This is a genomic window from Kitasatospora sp. NPDC127035, from assembly GCF_042726075.1.
In the GTDB taxonomy this organism is placed as follows: Bacteria; Actinomycetota; Actinomycetes; order Streptomycetales; family Streptomycetaceae; genus Kitasatospora.
In genome coordinates this window covers 59,860-78,319 of sequence record NZ_JBHXDN010000046.1, presented here as the reverse complement: position 1 = coordinate 78,319, position 18,460 = coordinate 59,860, and the positions used below count along the sequence as shown (strand labels likewise).

Here is an 18,460-nt window from a genome sequence, read left to right as displayed (position 1 = left end):
GGGCCCCGGGGGGGCGGGCCGCCCGCCCCCCCCCCCCCCGGCCCCACCCCCGCGTTAAACCGCCCCCGGGGGGGGGGCGCGATCACCTCGCGCGCCGCCGCTGCCGTGTCGACCGCCCCTCGCCGGGCGACGGCCGCCCCGCCCTCACCCCTCCTGCGGTCCGGCGCCCTTCGCCCCGGCGCCCTCCCCCTCGGCACCCCCCTGCTCGACCTCGTGCGCCGCCTGGGAGCTGATGTGTGCGCGGGCCGCGCCGGACGCCGCCTCCGGGTCGCGCCGACGCAGCGCCGCCACGAGGGTGTCGTGCTCGTCGACCACCGAGCGCCAGTTGCGCTCGCCGAGCGGCGCCGCGATGCGGTAGCGGCGGATGGTCATCAGCAGCTGCTCGGTCAGGTCGCCCAGGACCCGGTAGCCCGCCGCCTCCGCGAGGAGCTGGTGGAAGCGGGAGTTCAGCTCGGCCATCTCACCGGTGACGTCGCGCTCCAGCGCCGCGCGCATGCGCTCCTGGACGTCCTCCAGCTCGGCGAGCTGCCGGTCGTCGATCCGCTGCGCGGCCAGTTCGGCGACCAGCGCCTCGATGGCCTCACGGGCGAGGAAGACGCCGCGCATCTCGGTGACGTCGATGCCGGCCACGGTGACCCCGGCGTGCACCCTGGACACCAGCAGCCCGTCCGACTCCAGCCGCTTCACCGCCTCACGGATCGGGATCTTGCTGACCCCGAAGCTCCGGGCGAGTTCGTCCATGTTGATCCGCTCGCCGGCCTTGAGGTCGCCCTGGGCGATGGCACTGCGCAGACTCTCGTAGGCGAGATCGGCCTTGCTCTTCACGGCGGGGATGCGCTCCGCCCAGCTGCTCTGTCCCATTCGTTCATCGTATGCGATATCCATGGACTCCGGGACTCCTGCGCCAAACCTTTCCCACCGCGCCCGATCAGCGGTCCTGTCCGATTTCTCCGAACGGTCTCACCTGAAGAGATTTCGTATACCAAATTCGAACCTGTCGGCCCGCGGCTTCCTCTCGACACACGGGACGGTCACCGACCGTGCGCGGTCCGGCTGGAGGTGGAGGGCGACGACCCCGGCTTCGATCCACCCGCGGACGCGGCGGCGACCGGGCCGGACGCCTTCGGGAGCGGCGGCGGGCGCGGCCTGCCGCCGATCGCCGCGCTCAGCACCCCACGGGGTGCGCGGCGCACCCTTGCCGGCCGGCCGGGACCACTCGGGGCCACCGGCCACGAAACAAAACGGTCAGCCCCCTGGAAGCCGTTTAGTATATCGAATACCCTACGCCATCGGTTCCGACTCCGCCACCCGAGGAGTTCCACCCCCATGACGTCCCTGCCCCACAGACTCGTCTCCACCGCCCTGGCCGCCGCCACGGCCCTGACCGCCGCGGCCTGCGCCCCCGACCCCCCGGCCCAGGCCCCCGGGCGCACCACGGTCACCTTCTGGACCATGCCGTTCTGGATCGGCCGGCCGAACAACCTCAAGCACCTGATCGAGGACTTCAACGCCTCGCAGAGCCGGGTGACCGTCGAGCTCACCGTGCTCGACTGGCAGACCGGCCGGGACACCATCAAGAAGGCCGTGAAGAGCGGCCGGGGCCCCGACGTCTGGCTGGCCAACAACGGCCTCGAACTCGACCTGCTGGCCGCCGCCGAGCTGGCCCCGCTGGACACCCTCGGCTACACCCCCGAGGACCTGGGCCGGTTCCGGCCCCTGGCGAAGGTCAACGAGTACCAGGGCCGCCTCTACGGCGCGCCCCTGTACTTCGACGTCAACGTCCTGCTCTACCGCAAGGACGTCCTGCAGAAGTACGGCTTCAACGAACCACCCCGCACCTGGGAGGAGTTGAAGTCCACCGCCGCCGCCGTCGGCGCCCGCTCCGCCGCGTCCGGGAAGAAGGTGACGGGCTGGCAGTTCAAGGGCATGGACGACCACCTCAACGCCATCAACCCCACCTGGGAGAGCTTCCTCTGCCAGGCCGGCGGCAGCCTCGTCTCGTCCGACTTCAGGACCTCCACGCAGAACACCGAGGCCGGGCGCACCGCGATGGAGTACATGAAGTCCTTCTACACCGAGAAGATCTCCACGCCCGGTGTCAGCGCACTCAGCGGCTTCATCAACGGCGACGTAGCGATGTTCTCGTTCTACCAGAGCGTCATCTCCGACATCGCCGCCGGGAACGAGAGGACCCACGGCAAGTGGGCCGCCGCCCCGATGCCGATCGGCCCGAAGAGCGGCTGCTCGGCCGTCGGCGGCCACAGCCTGGTGGCCCGCTCGGACCTGCCCGACCCGGGTGCCGCAGGAACGTTCATGCGCTGGCTCGCCTCCCCCTCGGTCAGCACCCGGTTCATGGAGTTCCACGGGATCTTCCCGTACGACACCGCCAAGGTGCCGCGCGAGACCAAGGCCGCCGTCGACGCCTTCTACCAGACCGACCCCAGCTGGGCACCGATCATGGCCCAGTTCGACCGCAGCACTGCGGACCTGCTGCTCCAGGACCGCTACGGCTTCGCCGCCCGCTGGGAGGCGCAGAAGTCCGAGGTGACGGCCGGCGTCGACGGGCGGACGCCCGTCGACCAGGCGCTGCGCAGCATCGACAGCACGGTCGACAAGGCCCTGCGCGGAGGCTGATCCCGCGCCGCGCCGGCCCGGTTCACCGCGTCGTTGACGGCCCGGACGGGACGTCTCCCGTTGCTCGGCAGCCCTGCCCGGTCCACCGGCGACCGGCCGACCCTCGGGCGGGGCAGCCGGTGGGCAGGGCCGCAGGGCACCGAGGAGGAGGCGGGCCGGGCGCCGGGGGGAACGGGGAAGCCCGCCACCGCCGGTATTCCGACACCCCTGCCCCGGAGCGGCGGGCCCGGAGCCGCGACCGGAGCCCGGCAGGGAGGCGCCCGGCACCGGACCCGGGGGTGGTCCGGAGCCGGGCGCCGGGGCGTGTCAGTGCGCGCGGACGGTGATGTCGTCGCACCAGCCGTGGCCGGTGCCGCTACGGACGTAGCAGTAGATCCTGGCGGTGGTGGCGGTCGGACCGGTGGTGAAGGTGACGGATCCTTCGGTGAAGGCGGTAGTGGTGAAGAGCGTCCGCGCGGAGGAGCCGGCGGTGTCGTACTGCTTGGCGCCGACCGAGAGTTCGGTGCCGCTCGCGGAGACCTTGCCCCAGCCGCCGAGGGTGTAGGTGGTGCCGGGCCTGACCTGGATGACCTGCTCGGCGGCGGCCTGGGCGGGCCCGACCTTCACCGAACGGGCGCCGCCGTGCCCGGTGGAGCTGTCCAGGGTGACGCCGCCGTAGCCGGTCCAGGGGTTGAGCGCGGTGTTCTCGAACCCGGGGTTGCGCACGAGGTCGATCGGGGCGCAGGTGCCGTCGTCGAACGCGGCGGCCTGGTGGAAGCCGCGGTCGGCGCGGCAGACCTGCGGGACGGCGTTGCCGAAGTAGTCCCGGGTGCCCAGGGTGGGGATCGCGGTGCCGGTGCCGCGGACCGGGGAGGCCGCGCTCAGCCGGTAGTCGGCCGCTGCGGTGCCGCCCATGTTGACGAACCGCGGGTCGTGGGTCTTCTTCTCGGGGTCGGCCGGCTCGCCGGCGGGGTGGCTGCCGAAGAAGGTGTTCGAGGCCCAGGTGAAGTTCCTGGCCTCGTACGTCCCCCTGTTGTCCAGTCCGTCGAAGCCTCCGCTGCCGAGGTTGGCGAAGACGTTGTCGGTGAACCGGGCCAGGGTGGCGCCGTAGCCGTCCTGGACGAGGTCGGCGGTGGAACCGGCGGGCAGGTAGACCGTGTTGTGGTAGAGGTCGGCGCTGTTCTCGCCGGAGGCGGCCAGCCAGCGGTCCTCGTCGTGGTGGCTGAGGTTGTAGCGCACGACGGTTCCGGTGCTGCTGGAACCCTTGCCGCAGGAACCGCAGAAGAGCATGAAGCCACCCTCGTTGTGGTGGCTGTGGTTGAACTGGAAGACGGCCCGGTTGTTGCCGAAGTCGGAGTCGAAGGCCATGCCGTCACTGTTGTCGGACAGCCGGCGGACGTGGTGGACCTCGTTGTACTGGATGAGGGTGTCGTCCGAATTGATGGTCCAGATACCCGCGTTGGCGCCCATCGGGCGCATGGCGATGTCGTAGGCGGTGTTGTGCTCGACGAGGCCGTGGTCGGCGGCGCGCAGCACGATGCCGTCGCCGCCGGTGTTGCTGATGGTGTTGCCGCGGAAGACCAGACGGGTGTTGGCCCGCCAGTTGTTCTTCGTCCCGCAGTCGTCACCGGTGCCGTACTGGGGCCGGCACATCCAGGTCGTCCGGTTGGTGAGGCCCTCCCGGTCGACGTTGTCGATGCGGGAGTCCTGGACGACGACGTCGTCGAAGTTGGTGGGGGTGGTGGTGCCGGACACGCGGAACTGGATGCCGTTGGACCACTTGGTGGCGTCGCCCCTGACGTCGTGGACGTGGACGTCGTCGACCAGGTAGTGGCTGCCGACGCCGTCGGGCAGGTCGGCGACCTCGACGAGCAGGCCGTTGCGTTCGCGCTTGGTCGAGCCGGTGTCGCGGAAGGTGATGTCGAGGTCGTGGATCTCCCAGTGCTCGACGTTGAACAGGTGGACGGCGGCCTTCTCGGTGGTGGCGCCGTCGCCGGCGACGACGGGCCGGGCGGTGCCGGTGCCGTAGGCGGCCAGGGTGATCGGTGCGCCGGCGGTTCCGGAGCCCTGCGGCTTGAGGGTTCCGGTGCAGGTCGCGCCCCGCTTGAGGAGGAGCCGGTCACCGGGGCCGAGGACGTGGGCGTTGGCGGTGGCGAGGCTGTTCCAGGGGCTGCTCTGGCTGCCCGTGCCGTTCGAGGCGGCCGAGCAGTCCAGGTAGCGGGCGGTGCCGGTGGGGTCGGCAGGGGCGGCGGTGACGGCTCCGGCCGGGGGAAGGGCCGGAACGAGGAGTGCGGCCGCCGTCAGCGCGACGATCGCGGCACGTCTGAGTGTGGGGGGAACGAGCATGCGAGAAGCTCCCGGGGTGGGGGAGGGACGGAGGGTGGGCGCCCGCCCGCACCCTAGGACGGCCCGCTGATCGAGTCAATCCATCTCGATCGATTTTCCCGCATATTGATCAAACGATCAATATGGTCCCCACGGTGCGTCAGACGGTCCCCCACGGTGCGTCAGTCCGACACCGCTCCGCACGACTCACGGATCGTCAGGACCGGCAGGAGCCGCACGTGGTGCACCGGACCGGCCTCGGCCACGCTCCCGAGCCTGCGCAGGAGCAGCCCCACCGCCTCCGCGCCCACGGCCTGCTTCGGCGGCGCCACCGCGGTGAGCGGCGGTGCCCCGAGGCCGGCGAACAGGTCGTCGTAGCTGATGACGGCCAGGTCCTCCGGCACCCGCAGCCCCCGGGCCCGCAGCAACGGGAGCAGTTGGATGGCGTCCTGGTCGTTGTGGACCACGGCCGCCCGCACACCCCGGGCGCAGCCCTCGGCCAGCCGGTCCGCGACCGCCGGCAGGTCCGCCACCGGGGTGACGATGTCGACGGGGGGTTCCACGGGCAGACCCAGCACCTCGCAGCCCTCGGCATAGCCCCGGCGGACCTCGTGCGCGGTCCAGGTGTCACGTCGGGCGACCAGGGCGATCCGCCGGTGTCCGAGCCCGGCCAGGTGGCGCAGCGCGAGGAGCACGCCGTGGCGGTGGTCGGAGGCGACCGAGTCGAGCGTCTCCGCCGGGCTCCCCGGCACCGGCCTGCGCTCGACCAGGACGGCGGGCACCGGCAGTTCCTCGGCCCAGGCCTGGTCGGAAGGCCGGTCGTCGGGCGTCCAGTTGGGCGCGAGGAGCAGCCCCTGGGCACCGGACTTCAGCAGTTGCTCGGCCTGGGAGCGGTCCGCACCTGCCTGGTAGGAGGAGATGCCGAGCACGAGCTGGGCACCGGCCCGGCCGGCGGCGGCCCGTGCGCCCGCGATGATCTCGTCGAAGTACTGTCCGACCGCCGGCACGAGCAGGCCGAGCGACGGCCCGTGCCCGGTGGCGACGGCGCCCGCCCCGGTCGCGGCCGACACCGAGCCGTGCGAGCGGCGGACGAGGCCGGAGTCGGCGAGTGCCGCGACGTCCCGGCGGACGGTGACGGCGGGCAGGCCGAGCCGCTCCGCGAGGTCGGTCAGCCGGACCGAGCCGAGCTCCTGAACCGCTTCAAGGATCCGGGTGCGGCGCTCGTCCGCCGAGATCGACATCCCCACACTCCCCTGCCCGTCGTCCGGCCGGGCGGGGTCACCTGCCCAGGCGGACAGGAATCTATCATTCGGTCGATGCACGGCCCGTGTTCGGTCGGCACACGGTCCGTCAGCGCACGACGGACGGCCGGGCGGACGGACCGGGGCGGACGGGCCGGGGCGGTCGGGCTCCGACCGCGCGTCACCCCGACCGCGCGTCACCCCGGGAACGCCGCCCCGGGGCGCGGGCGCCGCCGGGCACCGTCACCACTGGGGCATCTCCTCCGTGACCGCCGGGCCGAGGTCGGGTCGGTCCCGGAGCTCGACGTGGGTGCCCGCGCGGTGGAGTTCGAGGACCACGAGTTCGTTGCGCCCCTCCCGCCAGAGCGGGGCGGGGGCGTAGAGGGTGCGCTGCGGCCCGCGGTCCCAGTAGCGGCCGAGGGCGAAACCGTTGAGCCAGGCCATGCCCTTGGTGAAGCCGGGCAGGGCGAGGAACCCGTCGGCGGGCGTCGCGACCGTCAGGGCTGCGCGGTGGAAGGCGGGCCCGTCCCGGTGGCCGGGTGCGGCGAACGGCACTGCCGTGAGGTCGTCCAGGGGCAGCGGGCGGATCTCCCAGCCGCCCAGCTGGTACTGGTTGCCGATGCGCACGCCGCCCGTGACGCCCTTGCGGTCGTGGAGCAGCGGGCCGTAGTTGACGCGGCCCATGTTCTCGACGAGGAGGTCGAGCACGGCGCCGCCCTCGGGCACCTCGACCGGCAGGGCCTCGTCGGAGCGGTCGCGTTCCAGGACACCGAGCGGCCGGCCGTCGAGGAAGACCTGGGCACGGTCGGCCAGACCGTCGACGCGCAGCTCGCCGCGGCCGAGGGGGCCCCGCAGGCGGGTGCGGTAGTGGATCAGCCCGAGGTTCTGGCCGAGGGCCTCCATCGGTTCGGGTTCCGGGCGGTGGTGGACGGTGGCCAGGTCGTCGAGGGCGGCCGACAGGCCGGCGCTCGCGGTGAACGGCGCGCTCTGCGGGGCGAGCCGTGCGGGCAGCGGCGGCAGGGGGTGCGGGTTGGGGCCGAGGTGGCGTTCGATCACCCGGCGGAACAGGTGGAACTTCTCGGTGAGTTCGCCGGCCTCGCCGACGGGAGCGTCGTAGTCGTAGCTGGTGGTGTCGGGCTGGAACGTGGTCCCGTCGTGGTTGGCGCCGTTCCACCAGCCGAAGTTGGTGCCGCCGTGGCCCATGTAGATGTTCACGGACGCGCCGGCGGCGAGCATCCGGTCGAGGACGTCAGCGGACTCCGCGGGGTCGCGCAGGTGGTGGGGCGCGCCCCAGTGGTCGAACCAGCCGGTCCAGTACTCCATGCAGACCAGCGGGCCCACCGGCTGGTGGCGGCGCAGGCAGGCCAGGGACTCCTCGGGCCGGGAGCCGAACGTGCCGGTGGTGAGCAGCCCGGGCAGGATGCCGCCGAGCTGGAAGCCGTCCTCGGCGCCGTCGGCGGTGAAGAGCAGGCAGTCGACACCGCGCCGGACGAGGCCGGCGCGCAGGTGTTCCAGGTAGGCGGTGTCGTTGCCGTAGCTGCCGTACTCGTTCTCGACGGCGACGGCGACGACGGGCCCGCCGCGGGAGGTGAGCAGCGGGAGCAGGACGGGGACGAGGTCGTCGAACCAGGCGTCGACGGCGGCCAGGTAGGGCCCGTCGACGCGGCGGAGCCGGACGGCCGGGTCGGCGAGCAGCCAGGCGGGCAGGCCCCCGAACTCCCACTCGGCGCAGATGTACGGGCCGGGCCGGACGATCACGTCGAGCCCGAGGTCGCCGGCGGTGCGGACGAACGCGGCGAGGTCGCGGTCGCCGTCGAAGTCACTGACCCCGGGGGCGGCCTGGTGGAAGTTCCACGCGACGTAGGTCTCGACGGTGTTGACGCCCATGGCCCGGAGCCGGGTGAGCCGGTCGAGCCACTGTTCGGGGCGGATGCGGAAGTAGTGGACGGCCGCGGAGACGATCCGGTGCGGGAGGCCCGCACGCAGGAAGGTGTCTCCGTCGACGGTCAGGGACGTGGGGGCGGCCGGGTCGGCCATGGGTGCCTCCGCGGTAGGGCGGGCGGGAGGGTGGGCGGGTGGGCGCGCCCGGCGCGGCGTGGCCGGCGTCCGCCGGGGCGGGCGCGCCTCGGCGTGGGTCACGGACCGGGGCGGGAACCGGGGCGGTGCGGGCCCGCACGGGAGCCGGGGCGGGCGGATGTGACCGGCGGGCGATCACCGGTACGCACCCTACGAGCTCATCGATCGGGTGGTCAATCAATCGATAAGGAACACGCCCCTTGATCGTATTTCGATCGAACGATACTGTTTGATCAAATCCACTGGACCGGCGATGGAGGGCAGGATGACCGCTTCGGGAGAAGAGCGCCGCAGGCTCATCGTGACCGCCGTCGGCGATCTCGGCGGGCAGGTACGGCTGACGGACCTCGCCGACCGACTGGGCATCCCGGCGGTCACGGTCCGCCGCGACGTCGCCATGCTCGCCGACGCCGGCAGACTCAGCCGCTCGCACGGCTTCGTCTCGCTCGACCGGCCCGACGCCGACCGCGCCCCCGCCCGGGGCGGCCTTCGGACCGGCCGGGCCGGACGCACCGTCGGCCTGCTGGTGCCCTCCGTCGGCTCCTACTTCGACGAGGTCATCGCCGGCGCCCGCACGGCCGCCACCGCCGCGGAGGCCCGGCTGGTCCTCGGCATCGCGCCGTACGGCACGGGCGACGACCGGGTGCAGGTGGAACGGCTGCTGGAGTCCGGCGCCGAGGGCCTGCTGCTCGCCCCCGGGCTGCTCCCCGGCCAGGCCCCGGAGGGCTGCGCCTGGCTGGACGCCCTGCCGGTGCCCGCCGTCCTGGTCGAGCGCCGCTCCCCCACCCCGGACGGCCCCGGCTCGCACCTCGACACCGTCGGCTCCGACCACCGCCACGGGGTCCTGAGCGCCCTGCGGCACTTCGCCGGCCTCGGCCACAAGCGCGTCCTGCTGGCCGCCCGGGGCGACTCCTGGACGGCCGAGGAGGTCCGGGCCGGGTACGAGGAGGGCACCCGCCTGCTCGGGCTGCGGCCCCTGCCGACCCTCGACACGCTGGCGCCGACGGGCGTGCCGACCGACCCCGAGCTGCTGTCCGCGCGGATCGCGGAGGCCGCCGCGGAGGGCACCCGGGCGGTGCTCGTCCACAACGACCAGGACGCGATCAGGCTGCCGCCGCTGTTGCGCGCCCGAGGTCTGCGGGTGCCCGACGACGTCGCCCTGATCGCCTACGACGACGTGTTCGCCGCCCTGGCCGCGCCTCCGCTGACGGCCGTCGCCCCGCCGAAGCGCGCCGTCGGGCAGGCGGCGTTCGACCTGCTGCTGCGGCGCCTCGTGGCCGGCCCGGAACTGCCGGTCCACCGCACCACGCTGCTTCCCGTCCTGCGCGTGCGCACCTCCTGCGGCGGCTGACGCGGCGATCGGCGGGGCCCCGGGACCGCCCGGCCCCGTGCCGGGCGGGCGGGCCCGGGCGCAGCCGGGCGATCCGGGCGGTCCGGGCACGGCCGGGCGCAGCCGGTCACGGAACGTGCCAATACCAGGCCGATCCGGTGACCGACGGTGAAGATGCGTAGGGACCCGGATTGATTACCCATCGATCGTTCGCGTGTCCTGGAGACACGGCGTGGGGCGGGCGCGGCGCCGGGTTCCCACCAACCGCGATCGGCAGAAGGTGACCCCATGGACAGCAGCCCCCACGACACCAGCGCCGTCGACGCCGCCCCGGGCGTCGCGGTCTACCTGCGCTGCTACCCGTTCGACGCGACGGCGATGGAGTGCCACCGCCGGGCCCTGGAGGACCTGGCCGAGGTCCTGGGCCTGCCGGAGCCGCTGCTGTACCTGGACAACGGCCTGCGCGCGTCCGACGGCCTCCCCGCGCTGGAGGGGCTGCTGAGCGGCGTCGCCGCCGGGTGGATCAAGACGGTGCTGGTCCCGGGCCCCTTCGTGTTCTCCATCGACGGGTCCGAGGTGCGGACGGTCGGCGAGCTGCTGGAGCGGCACGGCTGCCGGGTGGTCGAACTGCCGGCGCGCCACGAGCGCGTCCGTCCCGCCGGGACCCGGCCGCCGGTGGGCCCCGCGGCCCACCTCGCGCCGGTCGGCGTCCCGGCCGGCTGACGGCCCGGCCCCTCCCCCGCCGGGGCGCGGACTGGCGGCGGCCGTCCCGGCGAGCGGGGGCCCGCCCGGACGGGCGGCCGGAGGAGGGGCCGGGACCGAACGGCCGAGGCCCCCGCGCGCGGGCTCAGCCCTCCCGGCCGACGTGGACCGAGCCTGCCCCGATGCGCACCTCCCGCACCTCGCCGTCGGGCCAGCACACCCGCAGCCGCCAGCCGTCACCGGACCGCACGGCGACCTCGACCGCCGCCACGGGAGGCCGGTCGGCGGCGGTGGGCCCAGCAGCGGTGAGCCCGGCGGCGGTGGGCCCGGCGGTGAGCCCGGCGGCGCAGACGAGCAGGGCCGGACCGTCCCCGAGGGTGCCGCTCAGGACGGGCAGGGCGGCCTCGGCGCCGAACGCGGTTCCGCCGGGCACGGTCCGCGTCGCGGCCTCGCCGAAGCCGTACAGGGAGCGGAGTCCGCTGGTGAGCCGCCCGTCCGCGCGGACGACGGCGCCGATGGCGAGGCCGGTGCCGACGCGGGTGCCGGTACCGGTGCCCGCGCCGGTGCCGACGACCGCGGCCTCGACGCGCCCGCCGGCGACCGCCCAGCCGCTGTGGCGGACCGCGGTGCCGGAGGGGGCGCCGGTGACCAGGTGGGCGCGGACCTCGTCGGCGCCGCGCACGAGGGTGACCGAGGTGACCGAGACCCCGGGCAGCTCGCGCCCGGCGGCCCGCGGACGGGAGAGGGAGGCGGCCCAGTCGGGTCCGGTGCCGAGCGGGTGGATCCGGCCGCGTTCGGTGGGCTCGCCGTCGACGAGCAGGGCGAGGTGGTTGTCGGCGGGCCCGTCGAGGGTGGGGCCGGTCGCGGTGGAGTGGGCGAGCCGGGCGTAGTGCGGGTTGTCGGGCAGGACCTGGTCGACCGGCTGGTCGTCGCTGCCGTGGTTGTGGAGGCGGACCAGCCCGTCGGCGGCGGTCGACTGGACCAGCCAGCCGGGCCGGGGCAGGGCGAGCACGACGTCGCGGGTCTCGCAGGGCGCGGGCCGCTCGGGCTCCGTCCAGACCGGGTGGCCGGGCGGGAGCAGCAGGCCGAGGAATCCGCTGCCCGCCCAGTAGGGGGACGCGGGACCGGAGTACGGCTGGGTCAGCCGGGGTTCGGGGCCGTGCCAGCCGAGGGTGAGCAGGCCGCGGTCGTCGGCGGCGCCGCGGTCGAGGAAGTACCGCAGGGCGCCGGAGGCCAGCCGGCGGGTGGTGCCGGGGTCGAGCGGGGTCCGGCCGGTGAGGGCGCCGGCCCACAGCGGCGCGGTGGCGGCGAACCGGTAGGTGAGCGAGCGGCCCTGGTGGACGGGCGCGCCGTCGCCGCCGAACAGGTGGGCGTAGCCGGTCAGGTGGGCGGCGAGCCGGTCGCCGTACTCGGTGAGCAGGGGCCGGTCGTCGGCGAGGTGGGCGTGCAGGACGGGGTAGAGGTGCAGGGCCCAGCCGTTGTAGTGGTCGAAGGCGCGGGGGCGGCCGTCGGTGTACCAGCCGTCGCCGAGGTACCAGCGGTCGATCTTCTCCAGGCCGCGCCGCACGGCCGCGCGGGCGTCCTCCTCCTCGATGCCGGCCTCGGCGAGGAAGCCGCCGACCGACAGGGGGAAGATCCACCAGTTGTTGTCGTTGGGCGCGCGGTGCAGGGCGTCGGCGAGCCAGCGGCCGACGCGGTCGCGGACGGCGCCGTCGAGGCGGTCCCAGAGCCAGGGGCGGGTGAGGCGCAGGGCGAAGGCGATCGAGGCGGCCTCGACCATGGCCTGGCCGCGGTCGGTGATCAGGGGCCAGGAGTCGAGGTCGCCGTCGGCCAGGTCGCGTTCGGCGGTCGGGGTGCGGGTGCCGGCGTCGAGCCCGGCGGCGTAGTGCTCCAGCAGTCCGTGCGGGTCGGCGCCGCCGGCGCCGGCGATGCGCAGGGCGGCGGGCAGGAAGGTGCGGGCGTAGCCCTCCAGGCCGTCGGAGCGGCGGCCCGACCAGCTGGGGCGGTCGCCGGGCAGGTCGATCAGCGCGCGGCCGGGGCTCGCGTACGGGCGGACGGCGCCGAGCAGGTCGTCGGCGGCCGCCTCCCAGTGCGCCCTGGTCCAGCCGGTGTGCGGGCTGAGGCGTCGGTCCTCCGGGGGCAGCGGCATGGGGTGTCCTTCGTCGGCGGGTCCGGGGCGGGCGGGCCCCTGTGCGGAATCTAGGAACCGACTGATCATTCGTCAAGACCGTCGGATCAAATGAACAGCTTGATCAGATTGTGACGTTGCGGAATCCACCTCGCCGGGCCGACGTTCACGCAGCTCACGGGCCTGATGATCAGACCCTGACGACGACCGGTCAACTGATCGGATCGGATCATTCGATCCAGATGCCTTGACGCCGATCGACAACCTGCTCAGGATGACAGCCAGTCGCCCCCACCCTCACGAGTCCGGCCCGGACCGACGCCCCCGTCCCGGAACCGTGACGCCCCTCTTAGGAGCTGTGCCATGCGCTCACTCGTGCCCTCCCGTCGCAGAGCCCTGCGCGCCGCCGCCACCGCCACCGCCGCCGCGCTCTGCGTGAGCCTGCTGGCCGCCTGCGGAAGCGACGCCAAGAGCTCGGCCGGCGCCGACGACGGCAAGCCCGTCACCCTCACCTTCTGGGGCTGGGCCAAGGGCACCAAGGAGGTGGTGGCCGCCTTCAACGCCGGCCACCCGAACATCCAGATCAGCTTCGAGGAGATCCCCGCGGGCAACGCCGGCGGCTACGCCAAGCTCTCCAACGCCGTCAAGGCCGGCAACGCCCCCGACGTGTTCAACGTCGAGTACCCGCAGCTGCCCGACTTCGTCAGCCAGGGCGCCGTCCAGGACATCAGCAAGCTCGTCGGCGCCGACCTGAAGGCCAGGTACCTGCCGCAGGCCACCGAGCTCACCTCCCTCGGCGGCCGGACCTGGGCCCTGCCGCTGGACGCCGCACCGCAGGCGTTCTACTACCGCAAGGACCTCTTCGAGAAGGCCGGCATCACCGCGCCGAAGACCTGGGACGAGTTCCGCACCGCCGCGCAGAAGCTCAAGACCGCCCAGCCCGACGCCCGCATCGCGACCTTCTTCCCCGACGACCCCACCACCTTCGAGGCCATGGCCTGGCAGAACGGCGCACGCTGGTTCACCGCCGCCGACGACGCCTGGAAGGCCGACCTCACCGGACCCGAGACGAAGAAGGTCTCCGCGTACTGGCAGCAGCTGATCGACGAGGACCTCGTCCACGTCCAGCCCTCCTTCAGCCAGCAGTGGACCGCCTCCCTCCAGAAGGGCGAGACCGCCGGCTACCTCGGCGCCTCCTGGGGCGGCGGCGTCCTGAAGTCCAACCTCGGCACCACCCCCGACATCAACGGCAAGTGGGCGGTCGCCCCCATGCCCACCTGGGACGGCAACCCCGCCAGCGGCATGCTCGGCGGCACCACCTTCGCCGTCTCCAAGGACAGCAAGAAGGCCAAGGCCGCCGTCGAGTTCGCCACCTGGGCCACCACCACCGCCGACGGGTTCAAGGCCCGCATCGCCTCCGGCACCTCCTCCGCCTTCCCCGCCGCCACCGAGCTCGTCCCCGTCGCCAAGCAGGCCTTCAACACCGACTTCTACGGCGGCCAGGACCTCTACGCGGTGTTCCCGGACGCCGCCAGGTCCATCAAGCCCGGCTGGACCTGGGGGCCGGTCATGGGCCTCACCAACGGCTCGCTGAAGGACTCCTTCGGCAAGGTCGCCGGCCGGACCGGCACCATCGACGACGCCCTGGCCGCCGCCCAGCAGGCCACCCTCGCCGAGTTCAAGAACCGCGGGCTGAAGGTCGCCCAGTGACGATCCGCACCACCCGCACCGGGACCGCCCGCGCCGCCGCCACCGCGCGGCGCGGGCGGTACGGGGCCCCGGCCGTCCTGCTCGCCCCGTTCCTCCTGCTCTTCACGGCCTGCACCCTCGTCCCGATCGGCTACGCGGTCCGGCTCAGCCTCTTCACCGAGCGCCACTCGGGACTCGGCTTCGGCGGCACCGAGACCGTCTTCACCGGCCTCGGCAACTACACCCGGGCCCTGGAGGACGAGGCCTACCGCGAGGGCTTCCTCACCATCGCCCGGTACTGCCTGCTCTACATCCCGCTGATGGCCGGCTTCGCACTCGTCCTCGCCCTGCTGCTGGACTCCGCGCTGACCCGCGCGAAGCGGTTCTTCCAACTCGCGCTGTTCATCCCGCACGCCGTCCCCGGCATCATCGCGGCGCTGATCTGGATGTACCTCTACACCCCCGGCATCAGCCCGGTGCTCGACGCCCTGGAGACCCTCGGCACCCGGCCCGACCCGCTCGGGAACCCCCTGCCCGCCGTGGTCAACATGGCCCTGTGGCAGTGGACCGGCTACAACATGGTCATCTTCTACGCCGCGCTCCAGGCCATCCCCCGCGAGGTGCTGGAGGCCGCCGTGGTCGACGGCGCCGGCCCGCTGCGCACCGCCCTGAGCATCAAGATCCCGCTCATCAAGCCCTCGCTCGCCATGGTCGGCCTGTTCACCGTCATCGGCTCGCTCCAGCTCTTCACCGAACCGATGATCCTGCACGGCACCGCACCGGGCGTGGTCTCCACCTGGACCCCCAACATGTACGCCTACACCGCCGCCTTCGAGCGGGGCGACTACGGCCTGGCCGCCGCCTCCTCGGTGCTGCTCGCCCTCGCCGCCGCCCTGCTGTCCTTCGCGGTCACCCGGGCCACCCGCAGCCGTTCCGACCGCCGGAAGGAGGCCGCGGCATGAGCACCCCCCGCCGCCCCTGGACCCTCTCCGGGACCGCCGTCAACGGCACCCTCGTCCTGGCCACCGTCTACACCCTGCTGCCGCTCGGCTGGCTGCTGACCGCAGCCGCCAAGAACACCGCGGACCTCCTCGGCGGCAACGCCCTGACCCCCGACAACATCAACCTCGGCCGGAACCTGCACGACCTCGCCACCACCGGCGACGGCATCTACTTCCGCTGGTACCTCAACTCCCTGCTCTACGCCGGGTTCGGCTCCGTGCTCTGCGCCCTGGTCTGCGTCGCCGCCGGCTACGCCTTCCACGTCTACGACTTCCCCGGCAAGGAGAAGGTGTTCGGACTGGTGCTGCTCGGCGTCCTGGTGCCCACCACCGCGCTCGCCCTGCCGATGTACCTGCTCGCCTCCGAACTCGGCATCGTCAACACCTTCTGGGCGGTCTTCCTGCCCTCCCTGGTCAACCCCTTCGGGGTCTACCTCGCCCGGGTGTTCTGCGCCGGCTACGTCCCCGGCGAGGTCCTGGAGGCCGCCCGGGTGGACGGGGCCGGCGAGCTCCGCACCTTCTGGTCGATCGGGCTGCGCATGGTCATGCCCGGCTTCGTCACCGTGGTGCTGTTCCAGTTCACCGCGATCTGGAACAACTTCTTCCTGCCGCTGGTGATGCTCTCCGACAACGAGCTCTTCCCGGTCAGCCTCGGCCTCTTCACCTGGAACGCCCAGACCAAGGCCTTCCCCGAGTACTACCCGCTGGTCGTCACCGGCGCGCTCCTCGCCGTCGTCCCGCTCATCCTCGCCTTCGTGCTGCTCCAGCGGCACTGGAAGGCCGGACTCACGGCGGGGAGCGTCAAGTGAACCCCGCCGCCCACGCCGACCCCGAGGGAACGAACACCATGCCCCACCCCCCGGCGGCCGAGGGGGCCGGCGCGGTGCGCCGCCCCCGCGCCGTGCTCGCCATGCAGCGGGACCTCACCGGCCGCCTGATCGACGAGCACACCATGGCCCGTCTCAGCGCCCTGGCCGACCTCGACCCGGCGCTCGTCCTCGACGACTTCACCACCCCCGAGGCCGCCACCGCCCTCGCCGGGGCCGAGGTGATCGTCTCCGGCTGGGGCTGCCCCCCGATCGACGAGGCCGTCCTCGCCGCCGCCCCCCGGCTGCGCGCCGTCATCCACGCCGCGGGCTCCGTCAAGCACCACATCACCGACGCCTGCTGGCACCGCGGCATCCAGGTCACCTCCGCCGCCTGGGCCAACGCCCTCCCCGTCGCCGAGTACACCGTCGCCGCCGTCCTGCACGCCAACAAGCAGCTGCTGCGCATCCGCGAGGACTACCGGACCCGCCGCGCCCCGTACGACTGGCAGGCCGCCTACGCCGACGCGGGCAACTACCGGCGCACCGTCGGCATCGTCGGCGCCTCCCGGATCGGCCGCCGGGTCCTCGAACTCCTGCGCCCCCACGACCTCGACCTGCTCCTCCACGACCCGTACGTGGAACCGGCCGAGGCCGCCCGCCTCGGCGCCCGCTCCGTCGGGCTCGACGAGCTGTGCGCGGAGAGCGCCGTGGTCAGCGTCCACGCCCCCGAGCTCCCCGACACCCACCACCTGATCGACGCCCGGCGGCTCGCCCTGATGCCCGACGGCGCCACCCTCGTCAACACCTCCCGCGGCTCCCTCGTCGACCAGGACGCCCTGGTCCGCGAGCTGACCACGGGGCGGCTCGACGCCGTCATCGACGTCACCGTCCCCGAGGTGCTGCCGCCCGACTCGCCGCTCTACGACCTGCCCAACGTCGTGCTCACACCGCACATCGCGGGCTCGCTCGGCCGCGAGCTGCACCGGATGGCCGCCGCCGCGGCCGACGAGCTCGCCCGCTACACCGCCGGACAGCCGTTCGCCCACCCGGTCCACGCCGAGGACGCCCACCGCACGGCGTGAAGCGCGCCGTCCACGGCCCGCCGCCGCCCGACCGACCCGACCCGGGTGGTCGGGCGGCGGTCAGCCGTCGATCCGGTGGGCGGCCCAGAACGGGGCCAGGTCCTCGGCGGTGGCGGCCTGGGCCGCGGTCTTGAACGCCGGGGTGCTGCTCACGCCGTACCAGTGCTCGCGGACGTAGCCGCGGAGCAGGTCGGCCATCGCCCCGGCGCCGATCAGCCGGCGCAGGTCGTGCAGCGCGCACCCGCCGTACCCGTAGACGACCTCCCCGTACCGGGCCGGGTGGTCGTCCCAGTACGCCATGCCGTTGGTGATCCGCTCCTGCGGCGACGACCACGCGACGGAGTTCCAGCAGTCCGCCCCGTCCCGGCCGAGGGCCAGGTCCGTGGCGTACTCGGCGAACGACTCGTCCAGCCAGGGCCGGCCGTACTGGTCGTCTCCGACGACGCCGTACCACCACTGGTGCGCGACCTCGTGGACGAGCGCGGTCGTGTTCACCCGGTCCAGGACGAATCCCGGGTACTCCATGCCGCTGAACCAGAGGTCGTCGTCCAGGACGGCGTCCAGCTCCGCGTACGGGTAGGCGCCGAACGCCCGGGAGTGCGCGTCCGTCGCGGACACCGCGACGGCCAGTATCGCCCGCGCGTCCTCCGCCCCGACGCCGGCCACCGTGTGGACGTTGACCACCACCCCGCCCGCGGAGACGCCCGAGACGGTGCCGAACGGGCCCGCGGCCCACGCGAAGTCGCGCACCTGCCGGGCGGTCGCCGTGGTGACGGTGCGTCCCGCGGAACCCGGGGCCCCGGTCGACGTGCCGGTGGCCGGCACCCCCAGGCCGGACGGGTGGTCCAGGGCGACGGTGAAGTCCGCGGCCAGGGTGTAGAAGGACTCCCCGGTGTCGGTGAACGGGTCGAGGTGCCAGCCCGCGGCGTCCCGCACCGCGAGCACCGGAAGCGCGTTGCCGAAGTAGCTGTACGCCCCGTGCCGTCCGAACCGGTCGGCGCTGTCCGCGCGTTCGGGGGCCCGGACGGTCAGGTCGAAGCCGATCGTGTGCCGGTCCCCGGGACCGAGCGGGACCGGCAGGGTGACCCGCAGCGCGGTGCAGCCCACCGAGAACGCGTCCCCGGCGGCTCCGACCAGGCCCGTCACCGTGACCGCCGGCTCCGCGCAGCCCCCGTGCGCGTTGCCCCACAGGCGGAGCTGGACCTCCCGGAGCGGTTCCGGGGAGTCGTTGGTGAAGCTCACCTCCTCGTGCCCGGACCACCGGCCTCCCGCGGAGTCACCGGTCAGCGCGACCGTGTAGACCGCCGCCGCCGGTGTCGGGGCCGGCTCGTGCCGCCGGCCGCCGGGCGGCACGAAGCCGGTGGCGGTGGCGGTCAGGGCGAGGCAGGCCAGGACGGCCGGCAGGATCCGCACGGACCTGCCGCGCTCCCCGGGGACCGGCCGGAACGGAACGGTGGACGAGGC

13 protein-coding genes are annotated in these 18,460 nt (G+C 73.7%); 7 read left to right on the top strand and 6 right to left on the bottom strand.

Translation table 11 applies throughout. The annotated features are described in order from the left end of the window. Window positions 1-144: 144 nt before the first annotated feature. Window positions 145-861 carry a GntR family transcriptional regulator gene (locus ACFWIC_RS27560; protein WP_380520258.1) on the bottom strand — a complete coding sequence of 239 codons (717 nt, stop codon included), beginning with the start codon at window positions 859-861 and terminating at the stop codon, window positions 145-147. A gap of 465 nt (window positions 862-1,326) precedes the next feature. Here ACFWIC_RS27560 and ACFWIC_RS27555 point away from each other — a divergent pair, with 465 nt between their 5' ends. Beyond that, window positions 1,327-2,634, top strand: a complete 1,308-nt coding sequence (locus tag ACFWIC_RS27555; protein ID WP_329951361.1) for an extracellular solute-binding protein — start codon at window positions 1,327-1,329, stop codon at window positions 2,632-2,634. A gap of 306 nt (window positions 2,635-2,940) precedes the next feature. On the opposite strand, the gene ACFWIC_RS27550 is transcribed toward ACFWIC_RS27555, so the two are convergent. From ACFWIC_RS27550 to ACFWIC_RS27540, 3 genes are all read right to left on the bottom strand, one after another. After that, window positions 2,941-4,959, bottom strand: a complete 2,019-nt coding sequence (locus ACFWIC_RS27550) for a carbohydrate binding domain-containing protein (protein ID WP_380520257.1) — start codon at window positions 4,957-4,959, stop codon at window positions 2,941-2,943. Window positions 4,960-5,120: 161 nt separating this feature from the next. Next, window positions 5,121-6,179, bottom strand: a complete 1,059-nt coding sequence (locus ACFWIC_RS27545; protein WP_329951359.1) for a substrate-binding domain-containing protein — start codon at window positions 6,177-6,179, stop codon at window positions 5,121-5,123. Window positions 6,180-6,422: 243 nt separating this feature from the next. After that, the gene (locus ACFWIC_RS27540) at window positions 6,423-8,216 is read right to left on the bottom strand and encodes a beta-galactosidase family protein (RefSeq protein ID WP_380520256.1); all 1,794 of its coding nucleotides are present in this window, start codon (window positions 8,214-8,216) and stop codon (window positions 6,423-6,425) included. Window positions 8,217-8,520: 304 nt separating this feature from the next. Between ACFWIC_RS27540 and ACFWIC_RS27535 the strand changes: the two genes are divergently transcribed. Continuing rightward, the gene (locus ACFWIC_RS27535) at window positions 8,521-9,606 is read left to right on the top strand and encodes a substrate-binding domain-containing protein (RefSeq protein WP_380520255.1); all 1,086 of its coding nucleotides are present in this window, start codon (window positions 8,521-8,523) and stop codon (window positions 9,604-9,606) included. A 267-nt stretch (window positions 9,607-9,873) separates the two neighbouring features. Next, a complete protein-coding gene (locus ACFWIC_RS27530; RefSeq protein WP_380354104.1) occupies window positions 9,874-10,308 on the top strand; it encodes a hypothetical protein in 435 nt (144 codons plus the stop codon). A 124-nt stretch (window positions 10,309-10,432) separates the two neighbouring features. Here ACFWIC_RS27530 and ACFWIC_RS27525 read toward each other — a convergent pair whose 3' ends face one another. Then, window positions 10,433-12,436, bottom strand: a complete 2,004-nt coding sequence (locus ACFWIC_RS27525) for a DUF2264 domain-containing protein (protein ID WP_380520254.1) — start codon at window positions 12,434-12,436, stop codon at window positions 10,433-10,435. Window positions 12,437-12,778: 342 nt separating this feature from the next. Here ACFWIC_RS27525 and ACFWIC_RS27520 point away from each other — a divergent pair, with 342 nt between their 5' ends. The 4 genes from ACFWIC_RS27520 to ACFWIC_RS27505 all read left to right on the top strand — a co-directional run bounded on the left by ACFWIC_RS27520 (window position 12,779) and on the right by ACFWIC_RS27505 (window position 16,996). Beyond that, window positions 12,779-14,125, top strand: a complete 1,347-nt coding sequence (locus ACFWIC_RS27520; RefSeq protein WP_380520253.1) for an ABC transporter substrate-binding protein — start codon at window positions 12,779-12,781, stop codon at window positions 14,123-14,125. A 2-nt stretch (window positions 14,126-14,127) separates the two neighbouring features. Further along, window positions 14,128-15,066, top strand: a complete 939-nt coding sequence (locus ACFWIC_RS27515) for a carbohydrate ABC transporter permease (protein ID WP_380520260.1) — start codon at window positions 14,128-14,130, stop codon at window positions 15,064-15,066. Beyond that, complete coding sequence (locus ACFWIC_RS27510; protein ID WP_329877028.1) at window positions 15,063-15,914, top strand: carbohydrate ABC transporter permease; 852 nt, start codon at window positions 15,063-15,065, stop codon at window positions 15,912-15,914. Before ACFWIC_RS27515 ends, ACFWIC_RS27510 begins: the two co-directional genes overlap by 4 nt. A 101-nt stretch (window positions 15,915-16,015) precedes the next feature. Then, entirely contained in the window at window positions 16,016-16,996 is a 981-nt protein-coding gene (locus ACFWIC_RS27505) for a hydroxyacid dehydrogenase (RefSeq protein ID WP_329877063.1), read from the top strand. 60 nt (window positions 16,997-17,056) lie between these two features. Here ACFWIC_RS27505 and ACFWIC_RS27500 read toward each other — a convergent pair whose 3' ends face one another. Next, the gene (locus tag ACFWIC_RS27500) at window positions 17,057-18,409 is read right to left on the bottom strand and encodes a M1 family metallopeptidase (protein WP_380520252.1); all 1,353 of its coding nucleotides are present in this window, start codon (window positions 18,407-18,409) and stop codon (window positions 17,057-17,059) included. Between the last annotated feature and the right edge of the window lie 51 nt (window positions 18,410-18,460).

What these genes read in the sequence shown, in the direction of transcription:
- ACFWIC_RS27560 (WP_380520258.1), bottom strand. Translation starts at nt 861, where the DNA reads ATGGGACAGAGCAGCTGGGCGGAGCGCATCCCCGCCGTGAAGAGCAAG.
- ACFWIC_RS27555 (WP_329951361.1), top strand. Translation starts at nt 1,327, where the DNA reads ATGACGTCCCTGCCCCACAGACTCGTCTCCACCGCCCTGGCCGCCGCC.
- ACFWIC_RS27550 (WP_380520257.1), bottom strand. Translation starts at nt 4,959, where the DNA reads ATGCTCGTTCCCCCCACACTCAGACGTGCCGCGATCGTCGCGCTGACG.
- ACFWIC_RS27545 (WP_329951359.1), bottom strand. Translation starts at nt 6,179, where the DNA reads ATGTCGATCTCGGCGGACGAGCGCCGCACCCGGATCCTTGAAGCGGTT.
- ACFWIC_RS27540 (WP_380520256.1), bottom strand. Translation starts at nt 8,216, where the DNA reads ATGGCCGACCCGGCCGCCCCCACGTCCCTGACCGTCGACGGAGACACC.
- ACFWIC_RS27535 (WP_380520255.1), top strand. Translation starts at nt 8,521, where the DNA reads ATGACCGCTTCGGGAGAAGAGCGCCGCAGGCTCATCGTGACCGCCGTC.
- ACFWIC_RS27530 (WP_380354104.1), top strand. Translation starts at nt 9,874, where the DNA reads ATGGACAGCAGCCCCCACGACACCAGCGCCGTCGACGCCGCCCCGGGC.
- ACFWIC_RS27525 (WP_380520254.1), bottom strand. Translation starts at nt 12,436, where the DNA reads ATGCCGCTGCCCCCGGAGGACCGACGCCTCAGCCCGCACACCGGCTGG.
- ACFWIC_RS27520 (WP_380520253.1), top strand. Translation starts at nt 12,779, where the DNA reads ATGCGCTCACTCGTGCCCTCCCGTCGCAGAGCCCTGCGCGCCGCCGCC.
- ACFWIC_RS27510 (WP_329877028.1), top strand. Translation starts at nt 15,063, where the DNA reads ATGAGCACCCCCCGCCGCCCCTGGACCCTCTCCGGGACCGCCGTCAAC.
- ACFWIC_RS27505 (WP_329877063.1), top strand. Translation starts at nt 16,016, where the DNA reads ATGCAGCGGGACCTCACCGGCCGCCTGATCGACGAGCACACCATGGCC.